The 17973-nt window shown below is 45.8% G+C and carries 27 protein-coding genes; 1 reads left to right on the top strand and 26 read right to left on the bottom strand.

Going from position 1 to position 17973, the window contains the following annotated elements:
- Positions 1-190 precede the first annotated feature (190 nt).
- The 26 genes from ACXAD0_RS07790 to ACXAD0_RS07665 form a co-directional block, all read right to left on the bottom strand.
- Positions 191-439 carry a hypothetical protein gene (locus ACXAD0_RS07790; RefSeq protein WP_475087806.1) on the bottom strand — a complete coding sequence of 83 codons (249 nt, stop codon included), beginning with the start codon at positions 437-439 and terminating at the stop codon, positions 191-193.
- Positions 440-784: 345 nt separating this feature from the next.
- Positions 785-1252, bottom strand: coding sequence for a nuclear transport factor 2-like protein (locus tag ACXAD0_RS07785; protein ID WP_475087805.1), 468 nt, complete (start codon positions 1250-1252; stop codon positions 785-787).
- Positions 1253-1294: 42 nt separating this feature from the next.
- Positions 1295-1723, bottom strand: coding sequence for a hypothetical protein (locus tag ACXAD0_RS07780; protein ID WP_475087804.1), 429 nt, complete (start codon positions 1721-1723; stop codon positions 1295-1297).
- A gap of 87 nt (positions 1724-1810) precedes the next feature.
- Positions 1811-2242 carry a hypothetical protein gene (locus ACXAD0_RS07775; RefSeq protein WP_475087803.1) on the bottom strand — a complete coding sequence of 144 codons (432 nt, stop codon included), beginning with the start codon at positions 2240-2242 and terminating at the stop codon, positions 1811-1813.
- Positions 2243-2325: 83 nt separating this feature from the next.
- Positions 2326-2811, bottom strand: a complete 486-nt coding sequence (locus tag ACXAD0_RS07770) for a hypothetical protein (protein ID WP_475087802.1) — start codon at positions 2809-2811, stop codon at positions 2326-2328.
- A gap of 228 nt (positions 2812-3039) precedes the next feature.
- Positions 3040-3543 carry a TIGR00645 family protein gene (locus tag ACXAD0_RS07765; RefSeq protein WP_475087801.1) on the bottom strand — a complete coding sequence of 168 codons (504 nt, stop codon included), beginning with the start codon at positions 3541-3543 and terminating at the stop codon, positions 3040-3042.
- A gap of 269 nt (positions 3544-3812) precedes the next feature.
- Entirely contained in the window at positions 3813-4124 is a 312-nt protein-coding gene (locus ACXAD0_RS07760) for a cupin domain-containing protein (RefSeq protein WP_475087800.1), read from the bottom strand.
- Positions 4125-4266: 142 nt separating this feature from the next.
- Positions 4267-4455, bottom strand: coding sequence for a hypothetical protein (locus ACXAD0_RS07755; RefSeq protein WP_475087799.1), 189 nt, complete (start codon positions 4453-4455; stop codon positions 4267-4269).
- Between the two features lie 1228 nt (positions 4456-5683).
- Positions 5684-6202 (bottom strand): hypothetical protein, encoded by a 519-nt coding sequence (locus ACXAD0_RS07750; RefSeq protein WP_475087798.1) that lies wholly within the window; start codon positions 6200-6202, stop codon positions 5684-5686.
- 104 nt (positions 6203-6306) lie between these two features.
- Positions 6307-6954 (bottom strand): hypothetical protein, encoded by a 648-nt coding sequence (locus ACXAD0_RS07745; protein ID WP_475087797.1) that lies wholly within the window; start codon positions 6952-6954, stop codon positions 6307-6309.
- Between the two features lie 121 nt (positions 6955-7075).
- Entirely contained in the window at positions 7076-7864 is a 789-nt protein-coding gene (locus tag ACXAD0_RS07740; protein ID WP_475087796.1) for a hypothetical protein, read from the bottom strand.
- Complete coding sequence (locus tag ACXAD0_RS07735; protein ID WP_475087795.1) at positions 7824-8288, bottom strand: hypothetical protein; 465 nt, start codon at positions 8286-8288, stop codon at positions 7824-7826. Before ACXAD0_RS07735 ends, ACXAD0_RS07740 begins: the two co-directional genes overlap by 41 nt.
- Positions 8289-8389: 101 nt before the next feature.
- Entirely contained in the window at positions 8390-8881 is a 492-nt protein-coding gene (locus tag ACXAD0_RS07730; RefSeq protein WP_475090337.1) for an SF0329 family protein, read from the bottom strand.
- 751 nt (positions 8882-9632) lie between these two features.
- Positions 9633-10040 carry a hypothetical protein gene (locus ACXAD0_RS07725; RefSeq protein ID WP_475087794.1) on the bottom strand — a complete coding sequence of 136 codons (408 nt, stop codon included), beginning with the start codon at positions 10038-10040 and terminating at the stop codon, positions 9633-9635.
- Between the two features lie 130 nt (positions 10041-10170).
- Positions 10171-10626 (bottom strand): hypothetical protein, encoded by a 456-nt coding sequence (locus ACXAD0_RS07720; protein WP_475087793.1) that lies wholly within the window; start codon positions 10624-10626, stop codon positions 10171-10173.
- A 171-nt stretch (positions 10627-10797) separates the two neighbouring features.
- Entirely contained in the window at positions 10798-11244 is a 447-nt protein-coding gene (locus tag ACXAD0_RS07715) for a hypothetical protein (RefSeq protein WP_475087792.1), read from the bottom strand.
- 120 nt (positions 11245-11364) lie between these two features.
- Entirely contained in the window at positions 11365-11874 is a 510-nt protein-coding gene (locus ACXAD0_RS07710) for a hypothetical protein (protein ID WP_475087791.1), read from the bottom strand.
- A gap of 87 nt (positions 11875-11961) precedes the next feature.
- Positions 11962-12804, bottom strand: a complete 843-nt coding sequence (locus ACXAD0_RS07705) for an IS3 family transposase (RefSeq protein ID WP_475090336.1) — start codon at positions 12802-12804, stop codon at positions 11962-11964.
- Positions 12805-12815: 11 nt separating this feature from the next.
- Entirely contained in the window at positions 12816-13184 is a 369-nt protein-coding gene (locus ACXAD0_RS07700; RefSeq protein ID WP_475087012.1) for a transposase, read from the bottom strand.
- Between the two features lie 147 nt (positions 13185-13331).
- Positions 13332-13751: a hypothetical protein gene (locus ACXAD0_RS07695; RefSeq protein WP_475087790.1), complete on the bottom strand. Its 420-nt coding sequence runs from the start codon at positions 13749-13751 to the stop codon at positions 13332-13334.
- 124 nt (positions 13752-13875) lie between these two features.
- Positions 13876-14352, bottom strand: coding sequence for a hypothetical protein (locus tag ACXAD0_RS07690; RefSeq protein WP_475087789.1), 477 nt, complete (start codon positions 14350-14352; stop codon positions 13876-13878).
- Between the two features lie 63 nt (positions 14353-14415).
- Positions 14416-14733: a DUF6966 domain-containing protein gene (locus tag ACXAD0_RS07685; RefSeq protein ID WP_475087788.1), complete on the bottom strand. Its 318-nt coding sequence runs from the start codon at positions 14731-14733 to the stop codon at positions 14416-14418.
- Positions 14734-14828: 95 nt separating this feature from the next.
- A complete protein-coding gene (locus ACXAD0_RS07680; RefSeq protein WP_475087787.1) occupies positions 14829-15098 on the bottom strand; it encodes a hypothetical protein in 270 nt (89 codons plus the stop codon).
- Positions 15099-15245: 147 nt separating this feature from the next.
- The gene (locus ACXAD0_RS07675) at positions 15246-15638 is read right to left on the bottom strand and encodes a hypothetical protein (protein WP_475087786.1); all 393 of its coding nucleotides are present in this window, start codon (positions 15636-15638) and stop codon (positions 15246-15248) included.
- 103 nt (positions 15639-15741) lie between these two features.
- The gene (locus ACXAD0_RS07670; protein WP_475087785.1) at positions 15742-16176 is read right to left on the bottom strand and encodes a hypothetical protein; all 435 of its coding nucleotides are present in this window, start codon (positions 16174-16176) and stop codon (positions 15742-15744) included.
- 96 nt (positions 16177-16272) lie between these two features.
- Positions 16273-16593, bottom strand: coding sequence for a hypothetical protein (locus tag ACXAD0_RS07665; protein ID WP_475087784.1), 321 nt, complete (start codon positions 16591-16593; stop codon positions 16273-16275).
- Between the two features lie 344 nt (positions 16594-16937).
- Between ACXAD0_RS07665 and ACXAD0_RS07660 the strand changes: the two genes are divergently transcribed.
- Positions 16938-17957: an integron integrase gene (locus tag ACXAD0_RS07660; RefSeq protein WP_475087783.1), complete on the top strand. Its 1020-nt coding sequence runs from the start codon at positions 16938-16940 to the stop codon at positions 17955-17957.
- Positions 17958-17973: the final 16 nt, after the last annotated feature.

Here is a 17973-nt window from a genome sequence, read left to right as displayed (position 1 = left end):
CCAATTGACTGATTTCTAAGACTGACAAAGTCACCATACCCTACGGCACAACCCGTCAAAACAAGCATAATAAAGACTAGACAATATCTATGCATCGATTGAGCGATAATGGCGAAATTGGAACGAACAGCGGCAGTACTGGGTGGACCGCATAGACTCAATCGAGGAGCGGCATGCGCCGGCTAGACGCCTAAGGGTTGTCACTGTAGATCTTCCTTCCAATGCCCACAATACGGTATCGGGATGGTCCACACACTGCGATAGGACCACCAGCATACTCCCCGTCTTCATAGATCAACTCGATCACTGTCTTGGCCGCCGCCAACTCACTCAAGCATACCCGCAACGTGGAACTCTCCTGATCCAGCCCCCTGACCCTTAACTCGGATTCCACCTCAGCACCTTCATTCGAGCCAAAATGCGCTATGGAACTTCGCATGTAAGTCCTTAGGAACGCGGTGGACAACACTTGTCCGCCATAGGTTTTTGGCACAATAATATCAAACGGGTAACAGCCTTTCGCAGCAAACGGCTCTGGTACAAGAGGATTGATCTTATACGGAAATTCTGAACCGTCCCCGCAGGCGCAAGCCAAGACCGGAAAGGCTAACAGTAACCCAAGCAATCTATGTTTCATTGTAATACTTCCGCCTGCCGGAGCGTCTTACCTTAAACGCCCATTTCAAGACATAGAGAACAGCGATCTAGAAAAAATCACATTCGAGAGCGAATGACCCGAGGAAGGTCCAAATATCGGAGCACGTCAACCAGCCCCATGTCGTCACTATTCGTGATATTTACGAATCACTGCGACCTTTCCGTCCTCCATTTCTAAAACTTCCATCATGGTTTGACGATATTCGACGGTTTCCTTGCTTTCAGGATGTATCCCCTTTGCATAGTTCTTGTATCTAATGGCAACGGCAGAATGATTAAACACAAAGATATCGATAAGCTGACTACTGTATTCGGTATGCGCACCCAAATAAAAAGTCATGCCCTTACGCATATTTTCCTTTCCATCCGGTGTACGGGAACCATCCGGCTCCCAGGGCAGATGGGTATGCCCGATATCGTCAGTAAGTAACTCAAGATAGCTTTCGAGATCCTGCTCAGTCGCACCGGGAGCCTGAGTAGCAGTCATTCTCGCGAAATAGGTTTGTGCGAACTGCTCCAAATCAACTACGGATTCCTCCGCGTGAAGATGAAAAGAAAAGATCATTATGTATACAGCTGACAGGAACTTCCTCACCTAAACCTCCTATTTAGTCTTCAAAAATTGTCTGGCCATTTGCTACGATCCAACACGCAACACAGCAATAACCCTGAAAAGGTGGACAAAGTAAACTGTCCGGCAGTGGACCAAAGGTCCAGCGCAAGTTACCTGTCCTTGTAATAAAGCTCCCACTGTCACTCTAAACAACAAATATACATAAAAAGCTAACAGCGGCACACATAGAGAAACTGCAATTGTATTGCTATACAGCTTACTGCTCGGCAGGCATTCATAGAACAAAAACTTGATAGACGTCATTACCAATCCCGCTATTCCGACAACATGCCCCCCTATTAACGCCACCAAACCAATACCAAATACAGAAAACGCACCGCCATCACCTGAGCCATCGTCGATCAAAAGTAGAAATTTTAAGATTAGCGCCAAGGTTGTAGCAGCGGCGATTATCGCCAAAAACAGCAAAAATAAATATGTAGCTCGAATCATACTTTCGCATTATAAAGGCTGGACCTACCACCGGAGTACTTAGTACGGGGGTCACTGTCCGATAGGAGCGCAGGCAACATGCTCTTGCTAGGTTTCTGGTTCGACGGGAAAGCCCTCTGGTTGACTTACAAATTCAGCCACAGGAAGTTTATTATTTTTTCCAGCCCAGTAAAGTAAACCTGACGGCTCTAGCTGCAATGGTACCGAACAGCGTTTAAGTATAATGCCACTACAATAAACCTCGGATGCATACTCGGGATAGGTACCGAGCACAAATTCGTATAGCTTTCCATTGATACTGTACGCCCAAGAGTCAGCCTTTATATTGTTGAGCATTGCCACTGAGCCAGTCTTTTTGCTTCCAATTTCTACGCAAGGACGATCATCGTTCTGAGTATTACATACTACAATAGGTGCACCTGTATTATTGAAAAGCTCCATTTCAATTAAGAACGAACAGCCACCAAGGCTAAGAATGAACAATATAGTCGCTAAGTATTTCATTATTACCTTGTTCACAATGCCCGGCTTCCGGGCGGACTTGCAGCTACGGACCAGCGGAAAGGCCGTACCAGCTCCGCGGAGTCGATAACAGCCGGTTGTTAGTTACCTGTCCCCGAAGCATCTATAATTCCATACGAATATTCAGGACCAGGAGAAATTCCGACCACTCCGACCTCAAACCCACCATAAGAAGCGCTAGCGCCCAGCCAAGATGGCTTTATCCACCGCTTGTTTGTTCTAATTTTATATGATTCGATAACGAATTTATCCAATAGCTTGTTATCAATATTTTCGATGAATTTTAAGCAAATCTCTTTACTTGGCTCTTTATCGAATTCTCGTTTAAATTCTTCACCATCGACTGCCTTCATATTCTTCGGCCAATCGACACCCGTACGAACTACAAGTTCTCTGTATGACTCGCTGAGTTTTTCATCTAATTCCGGGTGATATATTTGGCACGATTTTACCGACAAGATAACCTTCAATGAAACAATGTCAAAACTAGGCATACCTAATTGTGCTACTGCATTATGTGAAAACAGCATCGGTAGCATCATCACATTCAGTAAAACTTTTTTCATTTTACTTTCATTTCATATACTTTTCTTCTACACAGAATGTGTGCATACACAATCCCACTACAACGGGCGACTTTGTAACTGGTTATTTTCGCGCTCATCAAGCATTAAAAGCATACGACCTAGAAGATGCCACATTAAAAGCCTTATCGGCGGTGGAGTGCTTCATGGCATACTTACCATTTTCAACGCGGGCATTCTACTCAGCCCACGTTGACTAACAATTTAAAGTTAATGACTGGAATTAAGCTTCTCTTGCAAAGCCATCAATGTGCCAGAGATTACAAATGTCATATGGATAATAACACGCCACATAACAAGACTCTCATCGCTGTCTTCGGTCATGGTCAGAAACACTTTTAACAACTCTATTGATGAGATAGCAACGATAGAGCCAATCACTTTGATCTTTAGGCCTGCAAATCCAACTTTGCCCATCCAACCCGGACGGTCTCCGTCATCTTCCACTTCAATTTTAGAAACAAAGCTTTCATATCCGCTAAATACGATTATAAAAATCAAGCTGGCAATAAGAGAAATATCGATCAGCGTTAAAATATGCAGGATAACTTCTGACCCGCTAAGTTCATTTAGATTAAGAATAATACTTCCTATCTCTTTTATGAACTTCAACAACAACACAAAAACCGCAGCAACCAAGCCAACAAAGAACGGCACCAAAAGCCATCGACTGGCAAACAAATTACGCTCAAATATTTCTTCAAAGTTTTTCATTCTAACCTCCAATGATGTAGCTAATTTTCGATTCGATAATGCACGCAGATAATGGCCATCGAGAGGCCCCATTATCTAGTATTGACTACACCCCATTTTAATTTTTTCACAACTCTTCGTTTTACCACATTTTGCCTACGCTGTGCTCATGCGCAGCGGACCGTGTGCGCTCTTTGTGAGATTCTGGGAGCGAAGCGACCGCGATAGAATCTGCACAGCGAAAACTGGCCAGCTAGGTGCGCAGGACCGGAGCCATTTACGCGGCATTGTTATACGCTTCCCTCGCTTTCAACTACGAGGACGCGCACTTCACCCCGCGGGTGGGCAACATGCTCCGTACCTACAGAAGCATAAAATATATCTCCAGCTTCCAATACAGCTACGTCTTCAGTGCCATTCAATCGATAGTGCATATCTACTACACCATCCAACACTACGAAGACCTCTTCTCCGTCGTTTATGTGCCATTTGTATGGCTTGTCAGTCCAATGCAGCTTGGTCGTAATCCCTTGCATATTTGCAATTTGTTTGGCACCCCAAGCGTGGTCGGCGGTGAAACATCTACCTCTTATGACTTTCATCTTTTAGCTACTTACCTGTAACTCAATATCATTGCCTATAACGCGCCACACTAGGACAGATAACCAAGCGTTGCATTTCGGCTACCCCTGCCCCCAACGGAAGCAGTAGCTGCGGCATGTTATGTGAACGTGCATTGTACATCTACTGTTCACTCTCAGTCTTTCTTATCTGCCTTTCGCTACGTCGCTTTTTCCGCTCAGCGTCTTTATATGAGTACTTTTTACCAAGCTCTTCAGTATCTGGATCGTTCTCTTCCAGCATGCGATGCATCTCTCGAGCGGACTTACCGCCATAAACACCTTTTACGGTTTTATGGATACTTCTACTCATATTCGATCATTCCTTGTATGACAACGCCGACGGCAGGCATAGCTTACCTTGTGCAGCTGAGCGCATAAATCGGAGCGTAGTGATCTTCTCAGACAGCGCACGAGGTAAGCCGTGCCGGAGATGGCCAAAGACCCGGGAATAGCCAAAGACCCGGGGCCACTTGCCTGAATTTGTTATCCCTATCCGCTTGATGGAACCACCTGATATGTACCGGAGCCATAAGTTAAGATCCCATTAGACAACATGTAGATAAACACTAAAACGGAGATCACAATGACCATCAAGTGGACCACTAAGGCGTGCCTGGCAAACTCTGATAAATAACGAGACTTACTGGTGACCCCCAATACACTGAAAGTAGCGAACGGAAGCAAAATAATTAGCGAAATTCCTGCTAAGAAGAAATACCCGACGTATTCTTCATAGTAGTACGGGAACCAAGATTCATAGAATGCCGTGAATGTGAGAAAGTATGCGGTAGTTCCCAGTGCTAATGTGGCAATGTAAAGAAATAATTTTTTCAATTTGAATACCAGAGTTCCTGATACAGGCATAACGCCCGGCCTTGGGGCCGACTTGTAGCCGCAAAGCGGCGGAAAGACCAACCCTGCACCGCTGGGCCGCCAACAGCCGCTTGTTTTAGGGCTACTCTCTGATTGAGATGGAGGGTCATTGACAGACCTAACCAGAGCACACTGTCCATTTTTACAACCAGGCGCCGCAAATTCACATATTAAGAACCCAGTGATGCAACTTAACTGGTCTGACATCTAAAGAACGGTGGGGGGCGCAGGTTCGAAGTAAATTGCCCGGCCTTATTATGGAGCCCTACCATGAGATTTGATCCATGGCATTCCTGTACGAGGAAAGAGCTTTGTACGTAGCCACTTTAAAGGATACTCTTTGCCTCAATACCTGGTACAGAAATACTGGCACTAGCCAAAATACAAAAATTATTCCCTGCGACACCAATCCGACAATTACTATTTCGCTCTCGAAACCTTCGACTAGAAAGAAGAACAGTACTAGTAAATTGATACAAACCAATACGAACAGAGCACGACGTGCATCCTTAATCAATACATCTTCTTCTACATTTTCTTGCTTGTTGCTCATAGTTGAGAAGCTTCAGTACGCCAATAGCAACGGCGATTTTGGCACGGCAAAGCCGCGGAAAAGGCATCCGCCCCGCAGCGGCGAATGAGCTATGTTTGATATGTTCATTACCTCAAAAAATATCAAAAATATTTCCCTTATAACTACCTTGGAAAGACTCAATCTCAACGCCTACCTCATTCGCGAACTTCTCTCCAATAGATCCAGCCCTCTCGTACGAATACCCCCATGACTTTCTAAGCACAGGAACATCCTTAAGGCCTGTAACCTTACTGGGATGATAACTTGATAGAATAACTTCATCGATTGTCACTCCCTCAGCCACCTCGAGATGCCAATCTACAGATTCATATGAAGTCAATAAGAGAGTCACGGACTCTGCCTCTGGGTTATTTTTAACAATCACATACACCTTGCCCTCTTGAGGCTGACGAAAACCTCTCTGCTTTCCATCCGGATAACTTCCTTCGTATACCCCAATCATATGTGCCATCTTCACTTTCTCTAAGGACATATTTGAACCGGAAACATTCTCCCCATCCAGGGCATCCCCACCCTTAAAAGCGAATGTAAATACAATATATGAAACAAATATTCCAACGCCGATGCCAAAACCTTTTACAAAATTCATTAAGATGATCCTCACCAAATCTCTACAAAAGCACAACGCCTCAATAACAGGCCCAGATCTGCTGCATCCTCCACCGAAGGCACGAAGTTAATTGACTTGTTAGGCTAACGAATAAGTTCCTTAAACATCTTTACGAGATAAAAGAACCCTGGGATGACAAAGGACGCCAAAATCAATGCACTAACAATTGCGCCAAGCAGAGCCTTACATCTGAACCATAGACTATAGTTCCACTCAGATGTCTCGCCATTTATATCTACCTCGACAACTTCTACACCATAAATTCGCCTGATTTTTTCGGAAATTTTTTCTTCCGAAAAAGGACCCAGCTCAAATGGCTTCTTTATTTCGATAACGCCATCTTTTATGTAAATAAACCATTTATACCATATGCCATCATCTTCATATGCTTCTCTAGACAATTTTCTAATTTTTCCAGAATGCAATTCGAACGGCTCTACCTCTTCATTATCTGGCGTTTCCAATTTAATGCCCTCACCACCAATTTCAATATGCCAATCGCCTCGAAAGTTTCTAATTCTATTAATTTGATATACTATTAAATATAGAATCACAATTCCTAAGAGAGACAACACAAACGAGAGAAATAATTTAACCATCTCGGGTGGCTTTCCAGATGTATCCCCATTAAAAATCGACAACGATCCACTGATAAGTAAAATAAAAATCAAAGACAACAGTGCACAATCGAAAATTACTTTTCTTATTGATGAATGAGTCTCTTGATACATTTTCTAACCTAACGCAGCGTTTAGCCGCGACCAAAATGGGTGACTTTTGTAGTAAAAGCGCAGCGACGACAAAAGGCGAATAGTTTTGAACGTCGCGCTGCAAAGCTTTATTAGATACGCGCTAAAAAGCTACTGAAAGACTTGCATATACAGCATCTATATCTGCACCCGAGGTTTCATACTTTTGGGCATTTACTCCGAAATGAATACTTTCTGAAAGAGCATAAGAAATACGTGCCCCGTAAAAAGCAGCGGACTCCTCGCCTCCGTTATCGGCTGCAAGGTTTGGATCTACTGCAGTGCCTCCGGTCCAGCTTTTACTTAAATCAAGCAGAGAAATTCCGACCATCCCAGACACTGTAACTGAGTTAGACAATTCATAATTCAAGACAGGCGCCAATGTAAATCCTGAGGCTTCGACGCTTAAAGTATTTTGGTATAAAGAAGTCATTCCGTCAGCCAATAGATATTCTGATGCGCCATCAACTTTCAAATAGGAGGCCTCAAACGAAAACATCTCATTAAGTTGATAGCCACCATAAAGCGACCGATATCCTTCACCTTGCTCAAGGCCAGAAACCTCATATTCCCCATAGCCAAAACCAAAACCGAAATAGCCAGTATCTTTAGCTATTGCTAGAGCTGAAATACTCATACACGCCAAAAAAGCTATTGATTTTAACACCTTCATAAACGTCCTCCTTTGCAATAAAATTTTGACACCTAACGCGGCCAGCAAGATAAGCTTACCTTGCGCGCCTTTTGCGCGAAAATTAGAGTACAGCGATCTGCGCAAAACGAGCACAAGGTAAGCTTTCCCCTGAGTACCCAAGGTCCGGAGCAATTCCCCGACCTTGTTAACCCCGAACTCAACCGTGGTGCCGGCGGATGTGCTTGATGAGCCCTTCACTATTAAACTCCAAAGACATAATGATTGTACTAGTGTATTCAACCACTTTATCCATATGGCTCGGCTTAACCTTTGCATGCTCTTTGTACTTCACAAACACTACATTACGACCGAACATCATTTTCTCTATCGTAATGTTTGAAAAGAACACTTCATCTTTCATTTTTAAGATCATGCCTTTTCTTAGCTCAGATTTATCATTGACTGTTACGCCGAACTTTACATGCTCATCTACGAATTCATCTGCCAAGAAAGATATGAAGTAGTCAATGTCCTTTTCGGTAGTGCTCGGTTGCTGTCTAGCATTCTTTGCTTGGATAAATGCTTCTACCTTTTGCTTCAGAACTGGCTCAGGCAGCACCTCGCTAGCCGTAGCTATTCCTGAACTAGTTATCATTAGAAAAAGCGAAAGTATATATTTCATCGTATACACCTTATTGGCTTAAAGCCCGGATTGGGGCGAACTTGTAGCTGCGAAACACCAAAAAGCCGTGCCAGCCCCGAAAGGGCCGCAACAACGGCTTGTTATGTGGTTGGCTTAGTACGCAGGTCGTAAAATAGACGAGCCAACGGCTGTAGGTTTTCGCGATCTAACTTTCGTAATCGACGCTTCCCAACCCTCTCATCCAGAATTGCTAGCGCCTGAATCAATGCGTTATCCGACGAAAGAGACTCATCGATGCTGAACTTGTGGATGAAGTCCCAGCATGAGCGATAAAAGCCCTGCCTAGATAGATCACCGTATTCTACAGCTTGCCTCAAATAATAATTTTTAGTGCGATGTAGCATGTCACTTGGAACAGGGCCCAGCTTATAAATCCCGCTTTCTCTCCAATTCCGGTGTAGCCTATTAAACCGGGCTCGAGTGCAAAAATTTGCTACTAGATTTTTATCTACCGTAATCCAGGCGTGTCCGCATGTGCAATTTCCATACGCTGCGCTATTGAAGGCGACTCGACCTTTTATCTCTTTCGCAAATCGGCCCTCTAGCAGAACCTTCAATTTTGACCATTTCATAGCTCTGCCACATAATGCCGCAATTATACGCAGCTTACTTTGTGTGCTTTTTTGCACGAAAATAGGAACGTAGCGACCGCGCAAAAAGTAAGACGTCGGCTGCATTGCATTGTTAAGATCCGGGAGCATAATCTTGGTCGAGCAAGGAAACTCTTAGCATGCAATTCACTGGCATTTCCACACCTCTAAACTGAAAACGGTCAGATTCGTCTTTTATGTACCATACCATAACGACACTATCTCGGTATCGCCGATGTAGATCTGAGTTTATACACCTTCTTGTTGAAACTCCTCTACCGTAACGAAACGGCACCCCTTCAACGAAGTAGACGCGATCATCCTCATTAGATTCTCTTAAAACTCCAGTCGCAGTTTTAATCGAGCTACTTCTTTGGTCGATGAGCCCTACATATTTTTCGACATAAAAGACGCTACTCACAAATGAGTAAAGACCCGTTCCCCAGATAAATAGCGCAAACCCTACGATTAAAAGAACCAAAGTACTCGGCGGATTGAACAAATCCTTCAAATTCTTGAAGTACTGCCGTTTATCTTCGCTCTTCATCAACCCAATACAAACGATGAGATATACAACGAACATCTGAATGAGTGGGATAATTAGAGGAAGCCATGAATACGAGATCGTCATTTCGTGCAATCTTAACGCCGTAAACAGCAGTGTGATCTGCTACACTGACGGCTGTCTCGTGCCGACCCAGCGGCGCTTACTGGGTCAGGCTTCAATGGCTTGTCAGACATGCTTAAACCAATGTTCTGGTGTTCTTTTGCTAAGTAGATAGTACACCGCTAAAAAGCATGAAGCTTCGCTAATTCCGGTATATAGCGAGTAGGCCCCAAGAGGGGTGAGGATGCTCATGCCGGCGACTACGATAGACAAGATTAGGAAAGTATTTTTAGGATTCTCGGTCCGTTTTGTGATCATGGTAGATAGCCATAGCAAGATTACACCCCATATAGCGGCAAATATGTAATTAAAGGGATCGAGTATTCCAGTTTCAGAGTTAAGTGCGTAGATAAACTCTTCAATCAAAAAGATTAGAAAGCTAAGGCCTATGAGGAAGTACACCACCTTGATACTTGCAGGAGCGGCTAGGTTTTCTAGCTCAATAGCTGATTCAGGTGATTTGTATGGATTCATGAACGATATGCCTAACGCCGCAATCAGCCGCATTTAAAGCGGAGCGGCTTTTGTGTATCAAATGTGAGCGCAGCGAACATGCACAAAAGGAGCATCGCTTTAAATGTCGGCTGCATTGCTTTGTTAGCATTTAGTGCAAGAATCTTGCAGCCCACCTTCCATTTAGGCACACATAAATAGCTCCTGTACCATCATATATACTCAAAATCCCTTTGGTTTCAATTTTTTCCAAGCTGGATATCTCTTCATTTGTACCTACAAATTGATACCAATTGGCAGGGTCACTTATATCTTTGAATTCCAAGCCTCCAATGAAATCTATAGATTCAATTTTGCTAGGACACGACGCCATGGGGTGCTCTGGATCATCGAAATGTAGCAATAAGGTGTACTCTCGCAAATACTCCTCTTTGTCCATGTCAGTTGTGCACCATACAGCGACTTCCCACTTTCCGTAAGGAGCAACATTCACAGCATAAGGCGGCCGTTTAATAGATACTCGTGAGTAAAAATCAGATACTTGGCTGCACCCGCGTTCTGTAATCATCCCGTGAATGTCTTCTGGCACCACCAGATTATCTGACACATGGGACACCAATGGGATGAAAAAAAATAGAAAAATTGTACGAACCATAAAAATGCTAACGCCCAGCGCAGGCGCCGCCGGCGCGGAGCGCATTTTGTGTTAATGTTTGAGCGCCAGCGAGTAACACAAAAGGTGCGTAGCGTTGGCTGTCGCTCTGCCGCTGCTTGTTAGCTATTTTCTGTGCTGCAATGATCTAATTTTTCTCAGTATACCCTGAGAAAGCTCTGATTCATTGCCTACTATAACTCGGTAATGCACTTCATATTTTTCTACATTATTACCGGAAACATAGAAGATATGACTTCTTTCTTTGAAGCCCCAACCTTCTGAAGCTGGTTGAAATCTGACCGCCTCATTTTTTAAGGCATTGATCATAGTGCAAATTTCATAGGCTTCTTCAACTTCAATAGAGCGCTCTACCGATATTCCCTGTTCCGTACTTGTGAACGTTGCTTTCGTTTGCTCACTGTTAATTCCAAATGCAGATAAATGCTCTGAACCATTGCGACCGTATGTGTCATGAAAACACTGTAAGTAGCCTTCAAAAGTTGGGCTAAACTCAGCTGCGGAAATCGCAAGCGGAACGCTCATGGTAAGAAGAAACAGATAACTCCTCATATTTCGCTCCGATAGCTAACGCCGCGCTCAGCCGCTGACAAAAGTGGCGCTTGTTTTGCGGCTTTTTGCAAAACAAGTGACGCTTTTGGCAGTCGGTTGCAGCGCCTTGTTAAGCCTTGCCTATTTTTTGAGCTGAACTGATTTTATAATGTCTTTTACCTGCTCACGATAGGTATCGATGTCTTTAGTAAAGCCGGTAAAAGTTAAGCTCATAGCAATGCCATCCATGCCAATTGTAGACACGATATACGTTGTTGGGATATCTTCTTTTGGCCAAATACCTTGATACTCTTTGATGTAACCACTGTATTTAGGGTGTTCGATTTTTGTTAATTCTGTCGTAGCTTTATACCAGTGCATTTTTTGCGTGATGCCTTGGTGCTTATTCTCGGTGAAGTCTTCGATTGGTTGACCATTTGTACCGAAAGCACTACCGGAAACCTCTAGTTTTTTGTCTGCCGAAAAAACGCCAACTCTTTTTTGGTCATAAGTCTTCCAGTCGGCTGGAACCTCAATCGTCAGTTTGCTGAAGCCTGGGTACTCGACAATACGAGTTTCTTTTTCAGCTGCAGATGCACCTGAGGCAATTGCGCTTGAGGCTACGATTCCAGTGAAAAGTTTTTTTAGCATACTTCTTCCTACTTGCTAGATGTTTATTTAAATGTGGGCTTAACGCCGCGTTCAGCCGCGTGATCTGCTACCACTTTCGTGGACACTTTATGCCGCCAGTTTTTCATACTCTGAGGGCGATTGATAGCCGAGACTGGAGTGGAGCCGCTCTCGGTTATAGAACTCTATGTATTCGATGATATGAGCCACTGCATCGATTTCGTTCTGAAACATCCGCTGATGGACAAGTTCTGTCTTCATACTGTGGAAGAACGATTCAACGATGGCATTATCCAGCGGATTGCCCTTTCGGCTCATACTCCTTGTCATCCCTGCCGACTCAACAAGCTCTCGATACTCATGTGCGGCATATTCAATTCCCTGGTCAGAATGGAATATACAGCCAGCCTTTGGTTTCTGGCGCGCCAAGGCCATCTTTAGGGCACTCTTCGTCAGCTCGCTATTACGCTTCCTACTGAAGGACCAGCCAATCACCGATCTCGTAAACAAGTCGATCACAACGGCATGATATAGCCAGCCAGTTCCGGTCTTTATATAAGTAAAGTCTCCGGCCCACTGGCGACCGACGGAATCCGCGGGATCAGCTACTCCAAGTTGATTGCCTGTCGCCGAGTAAAATTCATGCTTGCCTGGGTTCCAGGTGTAGAGCCCTCTGCTAGAGGCCTTGATACCTGCGCATTTCATCAGCCGCGATACGCGCCTAACACTACACGGTAGGCCGTTACGCTTCAGCTGCTGATGTACTCTGCGCGCACCGTAAGCCTTCCGGAACCCCTGATGCAGCTCTAAAATGGCGTCAGTAAGGCGCCGATCGTGCTTACGTCGCTCACTCTCTTCGCGACTGCGCCAGGCATAGAAGCCGCTCTTCGATACGCCTAATAGGTTACAGAGCTTTCTTACATCCCGCCCTTTGCGGTTCTTCTCAACCAGCTCGAAGAGCTTTACTTTTTCCGCTGGAAGAACCGCTCGGCCTTTTTTAGCAAATCGATCTCATCATTGCGATTTGCCAGTTCGCGCTCCAACTTCTTAATTTTCTTCTCTGCAGCAGCCAGCTTCTCTTCTGCTTCTTTTACTGGATCAGCTCTATCGGGACGACGTTTCGGTGACGGCTTGCTCGGCTTCATGTGCTTATTTTCCTTCAGATCTCCCCTGCGATGCTCCATCTGCCACCGATATAGCATCACCGGATGTATGCCGAGGGATTCTGCCACATCCTTTGACCTAACGTCAGGATGATTGGCCAACTTAACGGCCTGTAGCTTATAAGCCAATGTGTAACGGTCGTAGTTACGCTTTTTCGTTTGTCCCATTCTGGACCTCTTTCATGAACAGTAAATACCGTCCACAAAAGTGGTTACAGATCAGCGGCCAAAGTTGGGTGACTTTTTTGGTAAAAGCGTAGCAACCACAAAAGGCACACAGCTTTGGACGTCGCGCTGCAACGCCTTGTTAAATGTTTAGTCACGCAACCTGCCACCCAAAACTAAACTTCTACCAATTTTATAAAAATAGAGCAATCCGCATAACAATAAAGCAGTTATAGAAAGAAGCTCAAAGGTGTCTTTGTTAATACCTGAAGGAATATACCATGACGGACGCTCTACAAGACCCCACAAAAATATAGCTCCTACAGCCAACACTCCAAGACCGATGAGAACCAAATTACTTTTCGTTTTATATGTGATCATCAACGTCACACGCCATATCCCTATGGTCCCTGCTACCGAACACAATGCAAAAACCACTAGAATTAGCCCATCAAAAGCCTGGTACTTGAAAGCATCAACGAGCCCCGCCGCCCCAAATAACACCGAAACATAACAATAAACTAGCGAAGGAAGTGCTGCGATAACTAATGTAGTGAGTTTTCTTGCCATGACATTTAACGCCGTGCTCAGCGGCGGCTTACTTTACGCGCGTTTTGCGCGAAAATGGGAGCGAAGCGAGCGCGCAAAACGTGCATAAAGTAAGACGTCAGCTGCAGCACCTTGTTATGAATGTTTAGCACGACACCCCCCGGATATCCATGATTGCTGGGAGGCCCGAAAAAATTCCCACTCTACCAGAAACGTAAGTTACTTTGCCTACGCAGCCTTCCATTTCAGACTCAACGATACCATTGCGAATTTTCTTATCAGAGAAAAGTAACAATCTTAATACATTGGCTGGGGGCTGCAAATTTTCATGGTTTTCTGAAGGGATTAACTCGAGGACATTGCCTGCCTCTGGCTTGTGCATGTAGCCAACAACACGAACGTAATTTTCATAGTAATTTTTAAACATACCGACGACCATAGGCACATCACCCACAATGAACTCATCTTCATGCCTGTCACCACATGCAGCTATAGAAATAGCTACAAAAATTATAATAGCCTGACGTATTCTCATAGATTCATAACGCCCACGGCAGGGGCGGATTACCTTATGCGCTTTTTGCGCGAAAATGAGAGCGAAGCGACCGCGCAAAACGTGCATAAGGTAAGCCGTCCCGCGGAGGCCCGAAGGGCCGGAGCTTCATTGCCCGTGCTTGTTATGTTTTTACTCAAAACTTGTGTTTCTCTCAATGTCTTGCATCAAATGGTAGATATTGCTGCATAGCGTGCAAAGCCTTGAATTTACCTGGACCAGCTCCTGTTCCGAGACTTGATGCCCGTTCGCGGGATGAATTACAAGGTCATTGAGTGTACCAATAGTGCCGAACCATGTTTTTACTTCTTCGATACCTCGATAAGTTGAGACAGACAGAAATGAGCGAGCTTTCTTAACTGCACTGCTCCAGCCGTCTTCGCCAGCATGCTCGAGAAGGCTGGATAGCTGGTCCATTTCCTTGATCATTTTTTCAGTTAATGGCCCCATGACTCTCCTGAAACATAACGCCCTAATAACCGGCAGCCGAAGCGCAGCGTAGGCTGTCCGGCGCGCGCACTTTGCGCGCGAAGTTCATTAGCTTGTTAGGCATGCTCACGCTCCCACTTGCGTGCAAAGGAAAAAGCTTTGTGGCGCAGCGGCTGTGGAAAATGCTTTTTCTTTGCCACTGCATCAAGAGCATCTCTAACTTCCCCATCGATTGGCGCCCCTTGCTCGATCCAGGAGACTGCTAATCCCGGCCAATAGTCCGGATCCCAAGTTAATCCGGCTAAAAGTATTTCTTTTACTCGTACAGAATTTTCAAAGCTCAAATATGGCTTTTCTAGGTGAACAACCAATGCTCGAGGATCCATAAACTAGCTGCCTAACGCCGCCGGCAGGGGCAGCTTACCTTGTGCGCGTTTTGCGCAAAAATGGGAGCAAAGCGACCTGCGCAAAAGGTGCACAAGGTAAGCTGTCCCGCGGAGGGCCGCAGGCCCGGAGCAGATTGCCCGGCCTTGTTATGAGCTCGGAGGTAACGGGAAGCCCTCTGGCTGGTTAGGGAACATAGTTAATGGCCGAGCAGATTCGTGACCAATAAGATACAAATAACCGTCCTGATTCAACTGCACGTACACCGTGCCATCAAAGTAATGACCGTCTTCACCGCCGTACGGTACCAAATCGCGTCCGTAAGACCACCTACCTAGGCTTGACGTCACCATCAGATTTTTCGAAGTAAATTTCAAGACTTTACTGGTCTGAGAGAGAATCTCAGTATGAGCCCCACCAATGTCAATGATCACACTAACGTCAGTATTATTGTAAAAATCAAGCTTGGCAACACGAGGACAGCCACTTAAAAGTACCGAAATGATAATCAGGAATATAGCTGTCTTAATACTGATATTCATAGTGGTGCTCATAACGCCCGGCTTTGGGGCGAACTTGGAGCCGCGAAGCGGCGGAAAGGCCGTCCCAGCCCCGCAGGGGCGATAACAGCCGCTTGTTATGTCTTTACTTAACTAGCTCCAGAGCTTCTAGGGGGAACGAAGTATCGACTCGGCTCCTCAGTATGCTAAGTGATGAAGCTACTACCTGTAGCGTCTCGTCATGAAAAGCAACAACCCAAAGAAATTTATCCGGAAGCAGATCGAGCTCTGGACTTGTAGTTAACCTATAAAATTCATATGCACGGACACCCAACTTATAGAGGGGATGCTTGCCCAAACCTTCATCGTTTGGATATCCGAATTTGTAACTTGAAACTCCACGAAACTCAATTACCGCGCAATACTCATCATATCCAGGATGGCCGTCTATTATCGGGGTATCGTAGCCAAGAAAATCGGGGTTATTGCAAATATAAGAGCACCTCAGTTTATCCCCATTCACATCTATTTCTGGGCTAGGCGCCCCAACATCCATCGCGGGAAAGTTTTTCAGGTGCATTTGAGAACCTAGACATAACGCCCCGCACAGGGGCAGACAAATAAGCGCAGCGTTTTGTCTGTCCCAGCGACCAATGGGAGCGATTGCTGCGGCTTGTTATAAGCTGAACTCGTCTGTAATTTCACTATAAAACTCAAACTCGTTTGCCATGCCAACACCATTGCCGCCACTAAAATACCTAACTCCCACCGCAGTACCCTCAGAGTAATTCTCAATCTGTATGGCGACGCACGGAACTCTGGAATTATTCTCACTATCTATTTGTACTGCGAACAAAGGTAGCTCGGTATCGTAGGGTTCACTACCGGTTGGAATATGGAATACGGCCCGGCCTTCCTCTACATCCGCCTCTGTGGCAGATCTGCCTGAAATTGAAGGCACGTCTTTCCAATTTATAGAATCTATTCCTTCCCACATAATTCGAATTCAAAGTCGCTTATAACAGTTAGATACTGATCAGATTGGTCATATGTAACTGACCAGTATCCATTTTTATTCGATTTGGACAAGAATGCGCGCGAGCCCAGGCCACGTCAAGGTTTTCACCTCTCCCCCTGCATTCCGTTATCTGCAAAAACACCCATACTGACCAGTATCCAAAGACTTTCGGCTACGCTTCAAGTCATTGTTTTCTATAGACTTTCTAAACCTTGATCGGTGGCTTACCGGGATACTGGTCACAGTGTCCATATGTATTGTTGACTCTCGAATATCGGCGGCGCAGGATGCTGTATAAATATACACATAAGGTGCAATTCGTTATGGAAGACGTCCCTCGCGCGTTGCCGGCGCGGCCCGAGCGGTTTATGCACCGTCTGCGCGGATTTATTCGCACTAAACGGCTCGCATACCAAACGGAAGAAACCTATTGCCGCTGGATCAAGGACTATATTCGATTTCATTCCTATCAGCAGCCTCACCAGCTGTCGGCGCGCGATATCGACTGCTGGCTGTCCCACCTTGCCTGTGAGCGTCATGTCTCGGTGAACACCCAGCGTACAGCGTTAAATGCGGTCGTGTTCCTGTACCGTCAATTTCTGCAGCAAGATATCGGTAAGTTGCAGTTTTCCCATGCCAACAGGGCGCGTACATTGCCGACGGTGTTGTCACATGCCGAGGCGGATTGCGTGATCTCGTTGATGCGGGGCCCTTTCCGCCTCGCCACGGCGCTGATGTATGGATCGGGTCTCAGGGTAATGGAGGCCGTACGGCTGCGGGTCGGCGATGTCGACTTTGCCAACACGTGTATCTTTGTGAGGGAGGCAAAAGGCGGGAAGGAAAGGCGGACATTGTTGCCGCAATCGCTGATAGAGCCCCTCCGCCAGCAAGTGGACCTCAGCCAGGCGCTTAACCGCAGGGATGAGATGGACGGCGTCGGGTCACCCTATTTGCCTCCTTCTGCAGGGGGCCGAAATCCTGCGGCCCGCGCCAGATGTGCCTCGAGCTGGTTATATCTGTTTCCGGCGCAGGAACCTGCACGGTGCCCACAGCAGGGTATCTACCGCCGCCACCATATGAACGAGCGGCAACTGCGGCGTGCCGTTGCACGGGCGCTGGCCCGCAGTGGCATCGGAAAGCGGGCAAGCTGCCACACGTTCCGCCATTCTTTCGCCACGAACCTACTGCTGGGAGGCACCGATATACGGACGATTCAGGAGTTACTCGGCCATAGCAATGTCGACACCACCATGATCTATACCCACGTTGCTGGCAAGCACACACAGAATGTGCGGAGCCCTCTGGACAACGTTTTTGAAGGTAACAGTGATAATGGCTCTTGAAGCACTTTCGTACAGG

Source organism: Microbulbifer sp. ABF4_148, assembly GCF_056158985.1.
Note: the sequence above shows the minus strand (reverse complement) of the source record. Positions and strands in the feature narration are given on the sequence as shown.